Below are 17,279 nucleotides of genomic sequence, written 5' to 3' on the forward strand. Positions count from 1 at the left end.
GCCGTCGGCCGGGCCCACGGGCTGCGCCGGCTCAGCCCACCAGGCGGGAGAGCTCGATCGAGTGGCCGGTCCGCTCGGCCTTGGCGCGCAGGTAGCGCACGTTGCTGGCGGACAGGTGGACGCCGGTCGGGACCCGGCGCTCGACGGTGATGCCGAGGTCGGCCAGCTGTGCGGCCTTGTCCGGGTTGTTGCTCAGCAGGTCGACGGTGCCGGTGTCGAGCGCGGTGAGCATCTGGGCGGCGGCCGTGTAGTCGCGCCCGTCCTCGGGCAGGCCGAGCGCGGTGTTGGCGTCGTAGGTGTCCAGGCCGGAGTCCTGGAGGGCGTAGGCGTCCAGCTTGTTGTAGAGGCCGATGCCCCGGCCCTCCTGGCGCAGGTACAGCAGGTAGCCGCCGGCCTCGGCGATCCGCTCCACCGACTCGCGCAGCTGGGGGCCGCAGTCGCACCGGTCCGAGCCGAACACGTCGCCGGTCAGGCACTCGGAGTGCAGCCGCACCAGCGGCGTCCCGCCGTCCGGGACCGTGCCGAGGGCGAGCGCGAGGTGCTCGGCGCCGTCGGCCAGGCCGTGGAACGTGAAGACCTCGGCCTCGGCGCGGTAGCCGTCGGGGAAGGTCAGCGGGATGCGGACCCGGGCGCGCACGGTGGCGGTCCCGGGCAGCGGTGGGGCAGGGTGCGGCATGGGCGGGCCTCCGTTACCGGTGTGGTGGTCGGGTGTCGACCGTACTAGGTAGTTCCAATTTGAACAACAGTGGTCGGCGCCGCGGTGGCGCCGTGAGGTGCGGCGGAGGCTGGCAACACCGCGCAGGCGGCGGATCTTCCCGCAGGCCGTACGGCGAACCGCCCGTCCCGCGCGTACGGTGCGCGGAACGGGCGGTCGGTGTGGGCGGTCGGTGCGGGCGGGGCCGGGGGCTCGCTAGCCGCCGACGCGGCGGGTCATGGCGGCCCGGATGGTGCGCGTGCGCTCGGCGAGGGCGGCGAGGTCGAGGTTCTGCGGGCCCTGGTTGAGGTCGGTGACGCTGCCGACGGTGGTGGAGTCGGCCCAGGCGCAGACGGCGGTCACGTCGCGGGTCCCGTTCGGCTGCGCCGTGCACTTGAGGGCGCCGCCGAGCGGGCCGGGCGGGAAGACGGTGTACGCGGCGCCCGCCACCTGGTGGCCGGCGGCCGCGTCGGGGTGGAGCGCCGGGTCCACACCGCCGAGCAGGTCGTCCAATTCCCGCACCGGGCTGGCGAACGCACCGGTGGCGCCGACCACCACGAAGTCGGCGTCCGTGGAGCCCGGCAGGCGGTAGCCGGCCACGAAGTGCTCGCGGAAGCGGATGTAGCCGAGCGTGTCCGGGAACATCTCCGTGTTCTGGGCGGCGTACGCACCCGAGGTGTCGGCGTCGCGGGTGAGGTCGCCGATCTGCTGCTGGACGTCCAGCCGGTACTGGACCGGGTCGTCCGGTCCGAGGACGGCGGCGAGCACCACGATCGCGGTCGTCACGGCGACCGCACCACCGGCCACCTTCCAGACCCGTGGCGACACCCGCCGGTACCACGGCGGCACCGGTGTCGGCGGTGCGGCCCAGTGGGCCCGCAGTCGGGCCGTGGCGCTCTCGGCAGCGCTCTCCGCGGTGGGCTCGGCGGCCCGCTCCGCGACGGCTCCGGCGGCGTCGGCCGCCTCGGCGGTCCCTGCGGATGCTGCGGTCTCGACGGGTGCTGCGGTCTCGGCCGCGGCTTCGTCACCCGGTCTGGGCATGCTGATCGGAGTCCCCCCGATGGCGGTCCGCCCACAGCAGGCGGACGCTTCGGCACGGAACAATGGGGCCTGGACCGCCGCACCGTCAAATGACTTTCCGCGCAGCCGCATCGGCGGGTCCGCGGTGCCCCGCGCGGACCGGCCGACGCCGCGGCCGCCGCAGCTCCTCCCGGAGTTACGGCTTGTCAGATGCCGCGCGCTGCGCCTACGTTCTGACCACATGACCATGCCACGCAGGACGATCATCAAGGGAATGGCCGCCGCGCCCCTCGCGGCGATCGCGGGCGCGGCCCTCGCCCCGGCGGTGGCCGAGGCCGGGACGCTGACGCCCGGCCAGTTCACGCTGGCCGAGCGGGTGGGCAACGGCCACGGTGCGTACGCCGACCTCGCCGCCGGTCTGGCCCGGGCGCTGCCCGGGGCGACCGTGGCCGACGTGCTGGCGAGCGCGAACCGGGACGCCCGGCACCTGTCGGGCGCGCCGGGCGGGGTCGGGGCCTTCCAGGACGGCTTCGCCTGGAACCCGGGTGACCAGGGCGTCGCGGAGTGGGTGCCGCAGGGCGTCACCACCAGCGCGGACGCGCTGGGCTCCGGCGTGTGGGGCGGCAAGCGGGTGGTCCTGGTGTCCTGGTACTTCGACACCGACCCGAACGGCGACGGCACCCCCGACTTCACGATCAACAAGGGCGTCCGGGTCTCCTTCGTCGACCACACCGACCGGCTCGCGCCGAAGTACCGGCACGTCCTGCTGGTCGAGCCGGTGAAGACCGCCGCCGGTGCGTACTCCTACGCCCCGGTGCAGCGGCACGCGGGCGGCATCCTCTGGTACGGCAACCTGCTCTACATGGTGGACACCACCAAGGGGCTGCGGGTGTTCGACCTCAACACGCTCTTCGAGGTGTCGACCGGCAAGTCCGACGTCTGCGGGCTGGACGCCGACGGCAAGTACTACGCCCACGACTACCGCTACGTGCTGCCGCAGAGCGCCGCGTACGACAACACCGGCACGCTGCTGCGGTTCTCCTGCCTCGGGCTCGACCGCGCCGGCACGCCGGACAGCCTGACCGTCAGCGAGTACGCGGTGGACCCCGCCAACCCGGTGGTGGACTACTCGGGCACCGGCTGGAACGGCAACGGGACGAAGATCGGCACACCCAAGGTGGTGCGCTGGAACCTCGACCACACCGACCGCCGGCTCGGTTCGACCACCGCCTCGGAGGCGGTCACGGTCAAGCAGGGCAAGATCCAGGGCGTCGTCTCGCAGCGGTCGAAGCACTACCTCTCGACCAGCAACGGCTCCGCCAACGGCAGCCTGCGCGCCGTGACGTCGGGATCGGACACGCCGTCCACCGTCGCCAGGCTGGCGGTGGGCAGCGAGGACCTGAGCTTCCACAGCGCGGCCACCACCGACTGGGCCTACGGCGAGTCGGTGATCTGGAACCTCAGCGAGTACGCCGGGACCAGGTACGTCTACGCGGTGCGGGCCGACGGTTCCTGACCCGCCCGCCGTACCCCCTCGAACCGCACTGCCGCACCCCGCACCCGCCGCACCCGCCGTGTCCGCCGTGTCCGCTACCCCCCCGCACCCCGCCGCGCCCGCCGTGTCCGCCCGACCCGACCGGAGTGGGCACAGGATGTCGGGTGCGGCAGGGTGGGTCCTTCCTACGGTGGTGATCGGTAAGAGGAAGGACGGGGTCGGGATGCTGGAGCAGCTCAACCGGGCGATCGCCCACATCGAGGAGCACCTGGACGAGCCGCTCGACACTGCCGAGCTGGCGCGGATCGCGGTGACGTCGGAGTACCACTTCCGGCGGCTGTTCTCGGCGCTGGCCGGGATGCCGCTGTCGGAGTACGTGCGACGCCGGCGGCTCACCGTCGCCGGGGCCGAGGTGCTCGCCGGCGAGCGGACGCTGCTCGATGTGGCGATCCGCTACGGCTACACCTCGGGCGAGGCGTTCGCCCGGGCGTTCCGGGCGATGCACGGCGTCGGGCCCGGCGAGGCCCGGCGCGGCGGCCTGGTACTGCGCTCCCAGCCCCGGATCTCCTTCCGACTCGTCATCGAAGGGAGTAGCAGCATGGAGTACCGGATCGTGGAGAAGCCGGCGTTCAAGGTGATCGGCCGGAGGGCGCGGGTGCCCCTGGTCCACGAGGGGGTGAACCCGGCGATCGCCGCGTTCATCCGGGAGATCGGCCAGGAGGGCATCGCGCGGATCGCCGAGCTCTCCGACCAGGACCCGGCGGGCGTCGTCTCGGTCACCGAGTTCTTCTCCGACGACCGCGAGGAGGGCGTCGAACTCGACTACTACCACGCGGTGGTGGCGGGTGCGGACACCGTCGTGCCGGACGGGCTGGACGTGCGCGAGGTGCCGGCCGGCACCTGGGCGGTCTTCGTCAACCGGGGGGCGTTCCCGAAGGCGCTGCAGGAGATGTGGCGGGACGTCTACACCCTGTGGTTCCCGTCCAACCCGTACGAGACCAAGCTCGGTCCGGAGATCCTGCGGACCGGCTTCCTCTCCGAGGACGAGGCGGAGGCCGAGCTCTGGATCCCGGTGGACCGGGCAATCCGGTGAACTGTTCATCCGGCAAAGGAATCTGACTGAGCGACAGATTGATCGGCCGTTTGTTAGGGTCCGCGCATGATGAAGCGCGTGCCCTTCCGAGGGGCGGAGAAGGAGAGTCTGCTCGTGGCTCTCGACCGGCACCGGGACGCGGTGCTGTGGAAGCTCGAAGGGCTTGACGACGAGCAGTTGCGGCGGCCGTCGGCGCCGTCCGGGACGACCCTGCTGGGGCTGGTGAAACACCTCGGCGGGGCCGAACTCGGCTGGTTCTGCCGGACCTTCGGCCGGGAGACCGGGCCGCTGCCGTTCGACCTCGACGAGGACGAGGAGTCGGACCTGCGGATCCGCCCGGACGAGTCCACGGCCGACGTCCTCACCTTCTACGCCCGGGCCCGGGCGGCGGCCGACCAGGTCATCGAGGAGCAGGAGCTCGACGACCTCGGCCGGGCCTGGTTCGGCGACGAGGTGTCGCTGCGCTGGGTGCTCATCCACATGGCGACCGAGACCGCCCGCCACGCCGGCCACATGGACATCCTGCGCGAGCTGATCGACGGCCGGACGGGGGACCACGACCGGAGGTGACGGCCGAGGGGCGGCCGAAGCCCTCCGCCGCCCCCGCCCGCACCGCCGTCCGCCCCTGAGCCCGTCCGCCCCTGCGGCCCTGCGCCCCTGCGGCCCTGCGCCCCTCCGCCCGTTCAGCGCATCACCGGCAGGCCGGGGCCGCGGCCCGGCCGCATGCTGGGCCGGGGGAGTGCGGCCGAGCGAGGAGTGGATCGAGGATGGCCAAGGCGTTCGGGTTCGTCGACTACGGCGGGCCGGAGACTCAGGAGTTCCTGGACCGGCCGGTGCTGGAGCCGGGCCCGGGCCGACTGGGGATCGCGGTGCGGGCGGCCGGGGTGAACCCGGTGGACTGGAAGATCCGCCGCGGGCTGCTGGGCCGCAACCGCGAGCTCCCGGCCGTCTTCGGACAGGAGGCCGCGGGCGTGGTCGAACGGATCGGGCCGGGCGTCACCGGCTTCACCCCGGGCGACGAGGTGTTCGGCGTGGCCGCGACCGGCGCCTTCGCGGCGCAGACGCTGCTGCGCGCCGACATGAGCGCGGTCAAACCCCGCGGGATCGGGTTCGCCGAGGCGGCCACGCTCCCGGTGGCGGCGGCCACGGCCGACGACGGAGTCCGGGACGTGGGGGTCGGCTCCGGCGAGACGCTGCTGATCCTCGGCATCGCGGGCGGCGTCGGCAGCGCGGCCGCCCAGATCGCCCGCAGCCGGGGCATCCGGGTCCTCGGTACGGCGAGCGACGCCAACCGCGGTCACGTGGAGTCACTGGGCGCCGTCCAGGTGCGCTACGGCGACGGCGTGGCCGAGCGGATCCGGGCGGCCGCGCCGGACGGCGTGGACGGCATCCTCGACCTGGTCGGCGGGGAGGCCCTGCGGGCCGCCGCCGCGACGCTCGCCGACCGGTCGAAGCTGGTCTCCACCGCGGACCCGGACACCGCCACAGAGCTCGGCGGCCGCTACATCACCCGCTCCACCACCCCGGCCACCCTCGCCGCGCTGGCCGACCTGGTGGCGGCGGGCGAGCTGGACCCGCACATCACCGGCCGCTACCCGCTCGCCCACGCCGCCGAGGCGATGGCGCTGGTCGAGTCGGGGCACGCGCGCGGAAAACTGATCCTCGAAATCGGCTGAGAGCAGAGCGACGCCATGAAGCAGAACAGAGTGACCGTCGGCGGGCCGTGCTGGGTCGAGCACGGCAGTGCCGACCCGATCGCCGCCCAGCGGTTCTACGGCGAGATCTTCGGTTGGCAGGCGGAGGCCGACGAACGGCCCGAGGCCGGCGGCTACACCTTCATGAAGCTGGACGGCGCGGTCGCCGCCGCCATCACCCCGCTCTACGGGGAGGGGCAGCCGACGGCCTGGACGGTCTCCTTCGCCGTCGACGACGCGGACGCCACCGCGGCCAGGATCACCGAGGCGGGCGGCAGCCTCATCGTCGCGCCGATGGAGGCCCTGGACTTCGGCCGGTTCGTCATCGCCGCCGACCCGTCCGGCGCGGTGTTCGCACTCTGGCAGCCGCGCGCGCTGCTGGGCGCCGAGGTGCTCAACGAGCCCGGCGCGCTCGGCTGGGTGGAGCTGCTCACCCGCGACCCGGACGGCGCGCGCGCCTTCTACCCGGCGGTCTTCGGCTGGTCGGTGAACCCGTCCGAGCAGTACACCCAGTGGGGCCTGTCCGGTGAGGACTTCGGCGGCATGCTCACCATGGACGACCGCTTCCCGCCGCAGGTGCCGCCGCACTGGCTGCCGTACTTCGCGGTCGCGGACGCCGACGTGGCGACCTTCCGGGCCGGGAACCTCGGCGGCGACGTGCTGATGCCGCCGGTCTCGATGGCGAACGAGCGGCGGATCGCCGTCCTGCGCGACCCGATGGGCGCGGCCTTCGGCATCTACGCGGCCGGGCCCGAGGGCTGACCCGCCCCCGGCCCCGCCCCCGGCCCCGCCTCCGTCCCCGCCCCCGGCCCCGCCTCCGTCCCCGGCTCCGCCCCCGCCTCCGTCCCCGGCTCCGCCCCCGCCGCCCGGCGGCGGCGCCGGGCCGCCCCGCCGGCCACCGCCGCCACGGCGGTGACCAGCAGCGCCGCCGCCGGCACCACGTCGCCGACCCGGTCGTACCAGGTCGCCGTGGTGGCGGCGGTCAGCGGCAGCCGGACCGTGAGCGTGCCGGTGCTCCCGGTGCCGAGCCGGGCCAGCTCGCGCCCCTGCGCGTCGAAGGCGGCCGAGACCCCGGTGAGCGAGGCCTGGACGGCCGGGCGGCCGGTCTCGGCGGCGCGGATCGCGGCCAGCGAGACGTGCTGCTCGGGGGCCCAGGTGCGCTGGAAGGTCGAGGTCGAGGACTGGTAGACCAGCACCCGGGCGCCGTCGTTCGCGGCCGCCCGGGCCATGTCGGGGAAGGCCGACTCGAAGCAGACCAGCGCCCCGACCGGCAGCGGCGCACCCGTGCGGTCGGTCGACGGCAGCAGGTGGAACGCCGTGCCGGGCGCCCGGTTCTCCCCGGCCGCCCGGCTCACACCGGCGATCCAGCCGAGCGCCGGGCGCAGCGGGATGTACTCGCCGAACGGCACCAGCCGGATCTTGCGGTAGCGGTCGACGATCCCGTCCGGTGAGACCAGCACCGCGTCCTTGGAGATCCGCCCGTCCGCCTTGCGCGCGTCCTCGCCGGCCAGCACCTCGGCGCCGGTCAGTGCGGACAGCCGGCGCAGCCGGTCCAGGGCGGCCGGGTCGTGGTCCAGGTCGGCGGTGGTGCTGGACTCGCCCCAGACGACCAGGTCGACCGGTCGGCCGCCCAGCGCGGCGGTGGCCGCGGCGCTCGCCTCGAACCGGGCCTGCGGATCCTCGACGATGCCGGGTTGCACCAGCGCCACGGTGGCCTCACCGGCGCGGGCGGGCGCCGCGCGGAGCGCGAACAGCGCCGGGCCGGCCGCCAGCACCAGCACGGTGGCCAGGGCGGCGAGGGCGCGCGGCTGCCACCGGGCGGCGGTGAGCGCGATCAGCACGCCGGTGTTGACGGCCACCACCGCGGCGCTGACCAGCCAGATCCCGCCGGCCGAGGCCAGCGCGAGGAAGGTCGGGTGCTGCCACTGGGTGGCGCCGAGGAGCGCCCACGGCCCGCCGAGGGCGTGCCAGGAGCGCGCGTACTCGGTGGTCAGCCAGACCGCCGGGAGGACGGCCAGGGCGAGCAGCGCGCGGCGCGCGGTCAGCGGCGGGTGCAGCAGCCGGTGGGCGGCGTAGCCGAACCCGGCCTGCAGGACGCCGAAGACCACGGCGAGCAGCGGCAGGGCCGGTCCGACGGACGGGAGCAGCCAGTACATCCCGGTCAGGATGAAGCCGGCGCCGAACCACCAGCCGCGCACCGCCGCCTCCCGCGCCCCGGGCGCGCGCTGCATCAGCAGCAGCCCGGGGACCAGCGCGACCCAGGCCAGCCAGGCCTGCCCGGGGGCCGGGAAGGCGAGCACGGGCAGCGCCCCGGCGGCCAGCGCGGCCACCCGGGCCCGGTAGCGGTGGGCCCGGGAGTCGCGGTCCGGTGCGGTGGGCGCCGCACCGTGGGCGGGCCGGGCGAGCGCGAGGCGGCGGGACATGCCCCGTATTGTCCGCCCGCCGGGGGAGCGCCACCAGCATTCCCGTCACCCGAACGGACGACGGGAATGCGGACGGCCGGATGCGCGGGGCGGGACCCCGCCCCGCCCGGCGCACGCCGGGCTCAGCCCTCGTCGCCCTCCAGGTCGCCCTCGGTCTCCAGGAACGCGGCCTGCAGCTGCTCGATCAGCTCCGGGTCCGGCTGCTCCCACAGCCCGCGGCTCGCCGCCTCCAGCAGCCGCTCGCTGATCCCGTGCAGCGCCCACGGGTTGGCCTCGGCCAGGAACTCCCGGTTGGTCGGGTCGAGCACGTACTCCTGGGTCAGCTTCTCGTACATCCAGTCGGCGACCACGCCGGTGGTGGCGTCGTAGCCGAACAGGTAGTCCACGGTGGCCGCCATCTCGAAGGCGCCCTTGTAACCGTGCCGGCGCATCGCCTCGATCCAGCGCGGGTTGACCACCCGGGCGCGGAAGACGCGGGCCGCCTCCTCGGTCAGGGTGCGGGTGCGGACCGTCTCCGGGCGGGTCGAGTCGCCGATGTAGGCGGTCGGCGCCTTGCCGGTGAGGGCGCGCACGGTGGCCACCATGCCGCCGTGGTACTGGAAGTAGTCGTCCGAGTCGGCGATGTCGTGCTCGCGGGTGTCGGTGTTCTTGGCCGCGACGGTGATCCGCTTGTACGCGGTCTCCATCTCCTCGCGGGCCGGCCGCCCGTCCAGGCCGCGGCCGTACGCGTAGCCGCCCCAGACCGTGTAGACCTCGGCCAGGTCGGCGTCGGTGCGCCAGTCCCGGCTGTCGATCAGCTGGAGCAGACCGGCGCCGTAGGTGCCCGGGCGGGAGCCGAAGACGCGGACCGTCGCCTTGCGCTCGTCGCCGTGCACGGCGAGGTCGGCCTGGACGTGGGCCCGGACGAAGTTGTCCGCCGCGGGCTCCTCCTGGGCGGCGGCCAGGCGCACCGCGTCGTCCAGCAGGGCGACCACGTGCGGGAAGGCGTCGCGGAAGAAGCCGGAGATGCGCAGCGTGACGTCGATGCGCGGGCGGCCCAGCTCCTCCAGCGTGATCGCCTCCAGACCGGTGACCCGGCGCGAGGCGTCGTCCCAGACCGGGCGGACGCCGAGCAGGGCGAAGGCCTCGGCGATGTCGTCGCCGGCGGTGCGCATCGCGCTGGTGCCCCAGAGCGAGAGGCCGACCGAGGGCGGGTAGGCGCCGTCGTTGTCGGCCGTGTAGCGCTCGACGAGCGAGGCGGCCAGGGCCTGGCCGGTCTCCCAGGCGAGCTTGCTGGGCACCGCCTTGGGGTCGACGGAGTAGAAGTTGCGGCCGGTCGGCAGCACGTTGACCAGGCCGCGCAGCGGCGAGCCGGACGGGCCGGCCGGGACGAAGCCGCCCTGCAGCGCGTGCAGCACGGCGTCCAGCTCGTCGGTGGTGGCGGCCAGGCGGGGGACGACCTGGGTGGCGGCGAAGGTCAGCACCTCGGCGACGGCGGCCGGCAGCCCGGCGGCGACCTTCTCGACCGCCGCGGGCGCCCAGTCCTCGGCCTCCATCGCCTCGACCAGGGCGCGGGCCTGCGCCTCGGCCGCGTCGGTGGCGCCCAGGTTGAGCGCCGCCTCGTCCAGGCCGAGCGCCTCGCGGAGGCCGGGCAGGGCGCTGACGCCGCCCCAGATCTGCCGGGCGCGGAGGATGGCGAGCACGATGTTGACCCGGTCGGTGCCGGCCGGCGCCTGGCCGAGGACGTGCAGGCCGTCGCGGATCTGGGCGTCCTTGATCTCGCAGAGCCAGCCGTCGACGTGCAGCAGGAAGTCGTCGAAGCCGTCGTCCTCCGGGCGCTCGTCCAGGCCGAGGTCGTGGTCGAGCTTGGCGGCCTGGATCAGCGTCCAGATCTGGGCGCGGATGGCGGGCAGTTTGGCCGGGTCCATCGCGGCGATGTTGGAGTGCTCGTCGAGCAGCTGCTCCAGGCGGGCGATGTCGCCGTAGGAGTCGGCGCGGGCCATCGGCGGCACGAGGTGGTCGACGAGGGTGGCGTGGGCGCGGCGCTTGGCCTGGGTGCCCTCGCCCGGGTCGTTGACCAGGAACGGGTAGACCAGCGGGAGGTCGCCGAGGACGGCGTCCGGGCCGCACTCGGCGGAGAGCGCGGCGGTCTTGCCGGGCAGCCACTCCAGGTTCCCGTGCTTGCCGAGGTGGATGACGGCGTGGGCGCCGAAGCCGCCGTCCTCGCGCGCGGCCTCGATCCAGCGGTAGGCGGCCAGGTAGTGGTGGGACGGCGGGAGGTCGGGGTCGTGGTAGATCGCGACCGGGTTCTCGCCGAAGCCGCGCGGCGGCTGGATCAGCACGAGCAGGTTCCCGGAGCGGATCGCGGCCAGCACGACGTCGCCGTCCGGGTTCTGCGAGCGGTCCACGTAGAGCTCGCCGGGGGCGGGGCCCCAGTGCTCCTCGACCCGCTCGCGCAGCGCCTGCGGCAGCGTGGCGTACCAGCGGCGGTAGTCCGCGGCGGGGATGCGGACCGGGTTGCGGGCCAGCTGCTCCTCGGTGAGCCAGTCCTGGTCGTAGCCGCCGGCCGCGATCAGCGCGTGGATGAGGGCGTCGCCCTCGTGGCCGTCCTCGGTGGCGCCGTCCAGACCGGGGAGGCCGTCGCCGAGGTCCATGCCCTCCGCGCGCAGCCGCTCCAGCAGCCGCACGGCGCTGGCCGGGGTGTCCAGGCCGACGGCGTTGCCGACCCGGGCGTGCTTGGTCGGGTACGCCGAGAGGACGAGGGCGAGCCGGCGCTCGGCGGCCGGGACGTGGCGCAGCCGGGCGTGCTTGACGGCGGTGCCGGCTACCCGGGCGGCGCGCTCGGGGTCGGCGGCGTAGACGGTCAGGCCGTCCTCGTCCAGCTCCTTGAAGGAGAACGGGACGCTGATCAGGCGGCCGTCGAACTCGGGCACGGCGATCTGGGTGGCGGTGTCCAACGGGGAGAGGCCGTCGTCGCTGGCCTCCCACTGGGCCCGCGACCAGGTCAGGCAGAGCGCCTGCAGGATCGGGCGGTCGAGCGCGGCGAGCGCGCCCGCGTCCCAGGCCTCCTCGTCGCCGCCGGCCTGGGCGTCGGCCGGGCGGGTGCCGCCGGCCGCGAGCACGGTGGTGACGATCGCGTCGGCCTCGCCGAGCGCGGCCAGCAGCTCGGGCTCGGCGCCGCGCAGCGAGGCGCAGTAGTAGGCGCGGGCCTGCGCGCCCTGCTCCTCGACGGCGCGGCAGAGGGTCTCGACGAAGGCGGTGTTCCCGCTCATGTGGTGGGCGCGGTAGTAGAGCACCGCGACGGTCGGGCCCTCGGTCGTGCGGGCCTCGCGCTCCAGCGGCCCCCAGGCCGGCGCGGAGGCGGGCGGGGCGAAGCCGTGGCCGGTGAGCAGCACCGTGTCGGAGAGGAAGGCACCCAGCTCGGCCAGGTTGGCCGCGCCGCCGTGGGCGAGGTAGGCGTGCGCCTCGGCGGCGATGCCGGCGGGGACGGTGGACAGCTCCATCAGCTGGGCGTCGGGCGCCTGCTCGCCGGTGAGCACCACCACCGGGCGGGGGCCGGCCAGCAGCGCGTCCAGCCCCTCCTGCCAGGCCCGGCGGCCGCCGAGCAGGCGGACGACCACGAGGTCGGTGCCCTCCAGCAGCTCGGGCAGCTCCTCGGCGGTGAGCCGGGCGGGGTTGCCGAGGCGGAAGCGGACCGGGCCCTCCGAGGCGCGGGCGCTGAGCAGGTCGGTGTCGGACGTCGACAGCAGCAGAATCATGCGAAGGCCCTCCCGGCCTTGTCGGTGGACAGGACCGCGAGTGCGGGCATGCGGCGGCGCATGGCTTCAAGCCTTCCTCGGGGTCCGCGCCCCGGGCCGGTGGAGGACGGCAGGAGTTCCTGGCTCCCGCGGCCGCCCGGAAGTCCGGTGAACCGCGGTCACAGTGGCGGGACCGCACCGGGCTTGCACCGGTTTCCTCCCCTGCGCCGTCGCTGGCGTGCGGGCGGCCCGCTCGGGGCGCCCGGCAGCATCGTACGGGGTACGGCTGAGCTGGGGGAGTGCGACCGGGAGTGTGACCGGGAGTACGGGGGCAACCGATCGGATCATCTGTATGCTCGCGGCCATGCCACCGACTCCCGACGCCACCACGCCGGGCGCCGGCGCGCCCGACCGGGGGCGTGCGGACGCCTGTCCGGGGGCCCTTCGTCTGCACACCGCCGACGACGGCGCCCTGGCGCGGGTCCGCCTGCCCGGCGGCCTGCTGACGGAACGTCAGGCGCTCGCGCTGGCCGAGGCCGCGACGGCGCTCGGCGACGGCGGGCTGGAGGTCACCTCGCGCGGCAACGTCCAGCTGCGCGGCCTCGCCGCCGGCTGCGGTGCCGAACTCGGCGCCCGGCTGCGCGCCGTGGGACTGCTGCCCTCCGACACCCACGAGCGGGTGCGCAACATCGTCGCCTCCCCCGGCCCCGGCACCGGCCACGCCGACGTGCGGGCCTGGGCGCGCGAGCTGGACGCGAAGCTCTGTGCGAGCCCGTGGGCGACCGGACTGTCCGGCAAGTTCCTGTTCGTCCTGGACGACGGGCGCGGGGACGTGGCCGCGCTGAACGCCGATGTGACGTTGATCGCAGGCCCGGCCGGCACCGCCCTGCTGCGCCTCGGGAACGCGCCTTCCGCGCGCCCGGTGCCGGCCGACCGGGCGGTGGACGCGGCGCTGGCGGCCGCCCGGGAGTTCCTGGACGCGCTGCGCGGCGCCGGCCGTACGGCCTGGCACCTGCGGGAGGTCCCCGATCTGCTGGCACCGGGCACGGCGGAGCTGCCGGCCTTCGCCGCCGCGCCGCCGGCGCTCGGTGCACTGCCGGGCGGCCTGGCGGTCGGCCTGCGCTTCGGCCGCTGCGACGCCGCCGCGTGGCGGGCGCTGGTCGACGCGGCCGAGGGCGAGCTGCGGCTCACCCCGTGGCGCGCGGTGGTGCTGCCCGGCGCGCCCGCCGAGCGGCTGGCCGGCCTCGGTGCGGCCGGCTTCCGGACCGCGACCGGCACGGCCTGGGACGGCGCGAGCGCCTGCACCGGCCTGCCGGGCTGCGCGAAGTCCCTGGCCGACGTCCGGGCCGACGCGGCCCGGGCGCTGGCGGCGGCCCCGGCCGCCGGCCTGCCGGTGCACTGGTCGGGGTGCGAGCGGCGCTGCGGCCACCCGGCCGGGCAGTGGGTCGACGCACTCGCGACCGGGCAGGGATACCGGGTGACGGTGGCGGGCGCGCCGCAGGGGCGCGGCACCGCCGTGGACGTGACGAACGAGGAGATGGCCGAGGCGGTCGCCGAGGCCCGGAGGACCACGAAGTGATCGAGTACGAGAAGGACGGCGCGTCCATCTACCGCCAGTCCTTTGCCACCATCCGGGCCGAGGCCGAGCTGGCCGCCCTGCCCGCGGACGTCGCCCAGGTCGCGGTGCGGATGATCCACGCCTGCGGCATGACCGACCTGGTCGAGGACCTGGTGTACTCGCCGGGCGTGGTCGCCTCGGCCCGCGCGGCGCTGCACGCCGGCGCCCCGATCCTCTGCGACGTGAACATGGTCGCCAGCGGCGTCACCCGCAAGCGGCTGCCCGCCGACAACGAGGTGGTCTGCACCCTCACCGACCCGTCGGTGCCCGAGCTGGCCCGCAAGATGGGCAACACCCGCAGCGCCGCCGCCATGGAGCTGTGGCTGCCCCGGCTGGAGGGCGCGGTGGTCGCCGTCGGCAACGCGCCGACCTCACTGTTCCGGCTGCTGGAGCTGATCGAGGCGGGCGCGCCGCGCCCGGCCGCGGTGATCGGCGTCCCGGTCGGCTTCATCGGCGCGGCCGAGTCCAAGGAGGCCCTGGCCGTGCACCCGTCCGGCCTGGAGCACCTGGTGGTGCGCGGCCGGCGCGGCGGCAGCGCGATCGCCGCCGCCGCCATCAACGCGATTGCGAGCGAGGAAGAGTGACGGACGATCAGGCAACCACGGGCCGGCTGTACGGGGTCGGGCTCGGCCCGGGCGACCCGTCGCTGGTCACCGTCCGCGCCGCCGAACTGATCGGCAAGGCCGACGTGGTGGCGTACCACAGTGCCCGGCACGGCCGCTCGATCGCCCGGTCCATCGCCGAGCGCTACCTGACGGGCGGTCAGATCGAGGAGAAGCTGGTCTACCCGATCACGGTCGAGACCACCGACCACCCGGGCGGCTACCGGGGCGCCCTCGACGACTTCTACGAGGAGGCCGCCGCCCGGCTGGCCGCCCACCTGGACGCCGGCCGCGACGTCGTCGTGCTGGCCGAGGGGGACCCGTTCTTCTACGGCTCCTACCAGCACATGCACAAGCGCCTGGCGCACCGCTACCCGACCGAGGTGGTCCCCGGCGTCACCTCCGTCAGCGCCGCCGCGGCCCGGCTCGGCCAGCCGCTCACCGAGGCGGAGGAGACGCTCACGGTCATCCCGGGCACCCTGCCCGAGGAGGAGCTGGCCGCCCGGATCGCCTCCGCCGACTCCGCCGTGATCATGAAGCTGGGCCGGACCTTCCCGGCCGTCCGCCGCGCCCTGGAGCGGGCCGGCCGGCTGGAGGACGCCCAGTACGTCGAGCGCGCCTTCATGGACGGCGAGCGCACCGCGCCGCTGGCCGAGGTGGACGCCGGGACCGTGCCGTACTTCTCGGTGGCCGTGCTGCCCAGCAAGGTCGCGCCGCTGGAGCCGCAGGTACGGCTCGCCGACGGGACGGGCAGCGTCACCGTCATCGGCACCGGCCCGGCCGGCCCGCTCTGGCTCACCCCCGAGGCGCGCGGCGCCCTCGCCGCCGCGACCGACCTGGTCGGCTACACCACGTACCTGGACCGGGTGCCCGTCCGCCCCGGCCAGCAGCGGCACGGCTCCGACAACAAGGTCGAGTCCGAGCGGGCCGAGTTCGCCCTCGACCTGGCCCGCCGCGGCCACCGGGTCGCGGTGGTCTCCTCCGGTGACCCGGGCGTGTTCGCGATGGCGACCGCCGTCCTGGAGGTGGCCTGCGAGGAGGCCTACCGGGACGTCCCGGTCCGGATCGTGCCCGGGATGACCGCCGCCCACGCGGCCGCCTCCCGCGCCGGCGCCCCGCTCGGCCACGACTACGCGGTGGTCTCGCTCTCCGACCGGCTCAAGCCGTGGGAGGCGGTGGCCAAGCGACTGCGCGCGGCCGCCGAGGCCGACCTGGTGCTCGCCCTCTACAACCCCGGCTCGCAGTCCCGCACCACCCAGGTCGGCCGGGCCCGGGACCTCCTGCTGGAGTACCGCGCACCGGAGACCCCGGTGGTGATGGCCCGCGACGTCGGCGGCCCGACCGAGCGGGTCCGTACGGTCCGCCTCGGCGACCTGGACCCCACCCAGGTCGACATGCGCACCATCCTGCTGATCGGCTCCTCGCAGACCCGGGCCGTCGAACGCGGCAACGCCACCGAGGTGGTCTGGACGCCGCGCCGCTACCCGGAGGCCTGAGCCCGGGCGGCGGGCCGGGGCCGACTGCCCCGGCCCGCCGCCGGCTGCGGCTACACAATCGCCCGTGTCGGTCGCTGCCCCGGCTGGGTCGGTGGTCGGCCGAGCAGGGAGGATGGGGGCGTCCGGGAACAGCGTGCGTGGCGAGGAGCGGTCGTGAGTGAGGTCGGTGGTCGGGCCGGGCAGCTGCGGAGCAGCGGGCTGCGGCACGGGTGGACGACCGGGGCGTGCGCGACCGCGGCGACCAGGGCGGCGTACCAGGCGCTGCTGACCGGGGAGTTTCCCGATCCGGTGGTGATCACGCTGCCCAAGGGCCAGCAGCCCGCCTTCGCCCTGGCCGCCGAGCGGCTGGCGGACGGGCCCGGTGGCCCGCGGGCCACGGCCGGGGTGGTGAAGGACGCCGGGGACGACCCGGACGTGACGCACGGCGCGCTGATCCGCTCCACGGTGTGGGCGGGGGAGCCCGGCTCCGGGGTGGTGTTCCGGGCCGGTCCCGGGGTCGGCACGGTGACCAAGGCGGGCCTGCCGCTGCCCGTCGGCGAGCCCGCCATCAACCCGGTGCCCCGGCAGATGATCCGGGACGCGGTGGCCGAGGTCGCCGCGGAGTTCGGCGCGGCCGGAGACGTCGTGGTGGAGATCTCGGTGGACCACGGCGAGGAGATCGCCCGCTCCACCTGGAACCCCCGGCTGGGCATCCTCGGCGGCCTCTCCATCCTCGGGACCACCGGCATCGTCGTCCCCTACTCCTGTTCGGCCTGGATCGACTCCATCCGGCGCGGGGTCGACGTGGCCCGCGCCGCCGGACGGACCCACGTCGCCGGCTGCACCGGCTCGACCTCGGAGAAGGTCGCCGTCGCCGAGCACGGCCTGCCCGAGGACGCGCTGCTGGACATGGGTGACTTCGCCGGTGCCGTGCTGAAGTACCTCAAGCGCCACCCGGTGCCCCGCCTCACCATCGCCGGAGGCTTCGCCAAGCTGTCCAAGCTCGCCGCCGGCCACCTCGACCTGCACTCGGCGCGCTCCCAGGTGGACAAGGGCTTCCTCGCGGAGCTGGCCCGCCAGGGCGGCGCGGGGCCGGAGTTGGTGCAGGCCGTGGCCGCCGCCAACACCGCGTTGGAGGCGATCCAGCTCTGCCGTGCGGCGGGCGTGCCGCTCGGCGACCTGGTCGCCGAGGCGGCCCGGGCCACCGCGCTGGGCGTGCTGGTCGGCTCGCCGGTCGCGGTGGACGTCATCTGCATCGACCGGGCCGGCACCGTCGTCGGCCGGGCGGAGCCGCTGGGGCCCTCGCAGGCCTGACCGTTCCTTTGCCCGGGGCGTGAACCGTCGTCATGATGTGAAGATCTGACGTCCATACGGGGTGAGAAACGGACAAATGTGGCGTGGCGCCCATCGTCGATTCTGGTGCTATCTCAGCCATGAGATATGGTCTGC

The 17,279-nt window shown here is 75.2% G+C and carries 13 protein-coding genes and 1 riboswitch; of the genes, 9 read left to right on the forward strand and 4 right to left on the reverse strand.

From position 1 onward, the window contains the following. Positions 1 to 31: 31 nt before the first annotated feature. Positions 32 to 676 (reverse strand): GTP cyclohydrolase II, encoded by a 645-nt coding sequence (gene ribA, locus RMN57_RS30540; RefSeq protein ID WP_313766519.1) that lies wholly within the window; start codon positions 674 to 676, stop codon positions 32 to 34. Between the two features lie 234 nt (positions 677 to 910). After that, positions 911 to 1,735 (reverse strand): hypothetical protein, encoded by an 825-nt coding sequence (locus RMN57_RS30545; protein WP_313766520.1) that lies wholly within the window; start codon positions 1,733 to 1,735, stop codon positions 911 to 913. Between the two features lie 220 nt (positions 1,736 to 1,955). On the opposite strand from RMN57_RS30545, the gene RMN57_RS30550 reads away from it, so the two are divergent. From RMN57_RS30550 to RMN57_RS30570, 5 genes are all read left to right on the forward strand, one after another. Then, complete coding sequence (locus tag RMN57_RS30550) at positions 1,956 to 3,230, forward strand: hypothetical protein (RefSeq protein ID WP_313766521.1); 1,275 nt, start codon at positions 1,956 to 1,958, stop codon at positions 3,228 to 3,230. A gap of 202 nt (positions 3,231 to 3,432) precedes the next feature. Continuing rightward, the gene (locus RMN57_RS30555; protein WP_313768020.1) at positions 3,433 to 4,302 is read left to right on the forward strand and encodes an AraC family transcriptional regulator; all 870 of its coding nucleotides are present in this window, start codon (positions 3,433 to 3,435) and stop codon (positions 4,300 to 4,302) included. Positions 4,303 to 4,368: 66 nt separating this feature from the next. Next, positions 4,369 to 4,872, forward strand: a complete 504-nt coding sequence (locus RMN57_RS30560) for a DinB family protein (protein ID WP_313766522.1) — start codon at positions 4,369 to 4,371, stop codon at positions 4,870 to 4,872. A 197-nt stretch (positions 4,873 to 5,069) separates the two neighbouring features. Beyond that, complete coding sequence (locus RMN57_RS30565) at positions 5,070 to 5,978, forward strand: NADP-dependent oxidoreductase (protein ID WP_313766523.1); 909 nt, start codon at positions 5,070 to 5,072, stop codon at positions 5,976 to 5,978. A 15-nt stretch (positions 5,979 to 5,993) separates the two neighbouring features. Further along, a complete protein-coding gene (locus tag RMN57_RS30570) occupies positions 5,994 to 6,758 on the forward strand; it encodes a VOC family protein (RefSeq protein WP_313766524.1) in 765 nt (254 codons plus the stop codon). Here RMN57_RS30570 and lnt read toward each other — a convergent pair. After that, a complete protein-coding gene (gene lnt / locus RMN57_RS30575; RefSeq protein ID WP_313766525.1) occupies positions 6,734 to 8,419 on the reverse strand; it encodes an apolipoprotein N-acyltransferase in 1,686 nt (561 codons plus the stop codon). The two genes, RMN57_RS30570 and lnt, sit on opposite strands and share 25 nt — an antisense overlap. 122 nt (positions 8,420 to 8,541) lie before the next feature. Next, on the reverse strand, positions 8,542 to 12,156 hold the full coding sequence (cobN, locus tag RMN57_RS30580) for a cobaltochelatase subunit CobN (protein ID WP_313766526.1): 3,615 nt from the start codon (positions 12,154 to 12,156) through the stop codon (positions 8,542 to 8,544). Between the two features lie 113 nt (positions 12,157 to 12,269). Then, a riboswitch (cobalamin riboswitch) is annotated at positions 12,270 to 12,355 on the reverse strand. Between the two features lie 132 nt (positions 12,356 to 12,487). Here cobN and RMN57_RS30585 point away from each other — a divergent pair. From RMN57_RS30585 to RMN57_RS30600, 4 genes are all read left to right on the forward strand, one after another. Then, positions 12,488 to 13,714, forward strand: coding sequence for a hypothetical protein (locus RMN57_RS30585; protein ID WP_380233489.1), 1,227 nt, complete (start codon positions 12,488 to 12,490; stop codon positions 13,712 to 13,714). Beyond that, positions 13,711 to 14,337, forward strand: a complete 627-nt coding sequence (locus RMN57_RS30590; RefSeq protein ID WP_313766528.1) for a precorrin-8X methylmutase — start codon at positions 13,711 to 13,713, stop codon at positions 14,335 to 14,337. The genes RMN57_RS30585 and RMN57_RS30590 overlap by 4 nt, the downstream gene beginning before the upstream one ends. Next, on the forward strand, positions 14,334 to 15,851 hold the full coding sequence (locus RMN57_RS30595) for a precorrin-2 C(20)-methyltransferase (protein ID WP_313766529.1): 1,518 nt from the start codon (positions 14,334 to 14,336) through the stop codon (positions 15,849 to 15,851). Before RMN57_RS30590 ends, RMN57_RS30595 begins: the two co-directional genes overlap by 4 nt. Before the next feature lie 153 nt (positions 15,852 to 16,004). Further along, positions 16,005 to 17,144 (forward strand): cobalt-precorrin-5B (C(1))-methyltransferase, encoded by a 1,140-nt coding sequence (locus RMN57_RS30600; protein ID WP_313766530.1) that lies wholly within the window; start codon positions 16,005 to 16,007, stop codon positions 17,142 to 17,144. Positions 17,145 to 17,279 lie beyond the last annotated feature (135 nt).

Source organism: Kitasatospora sp. CM 4170, assembly GCF_032110285.1.
Classification (GTDB): Bacteria; Actinomycetota; Actinomycetes; order Streptomycetales; family Streptomycetaceae; genus Kitasatospora; species Kitasatospora aburaviensis.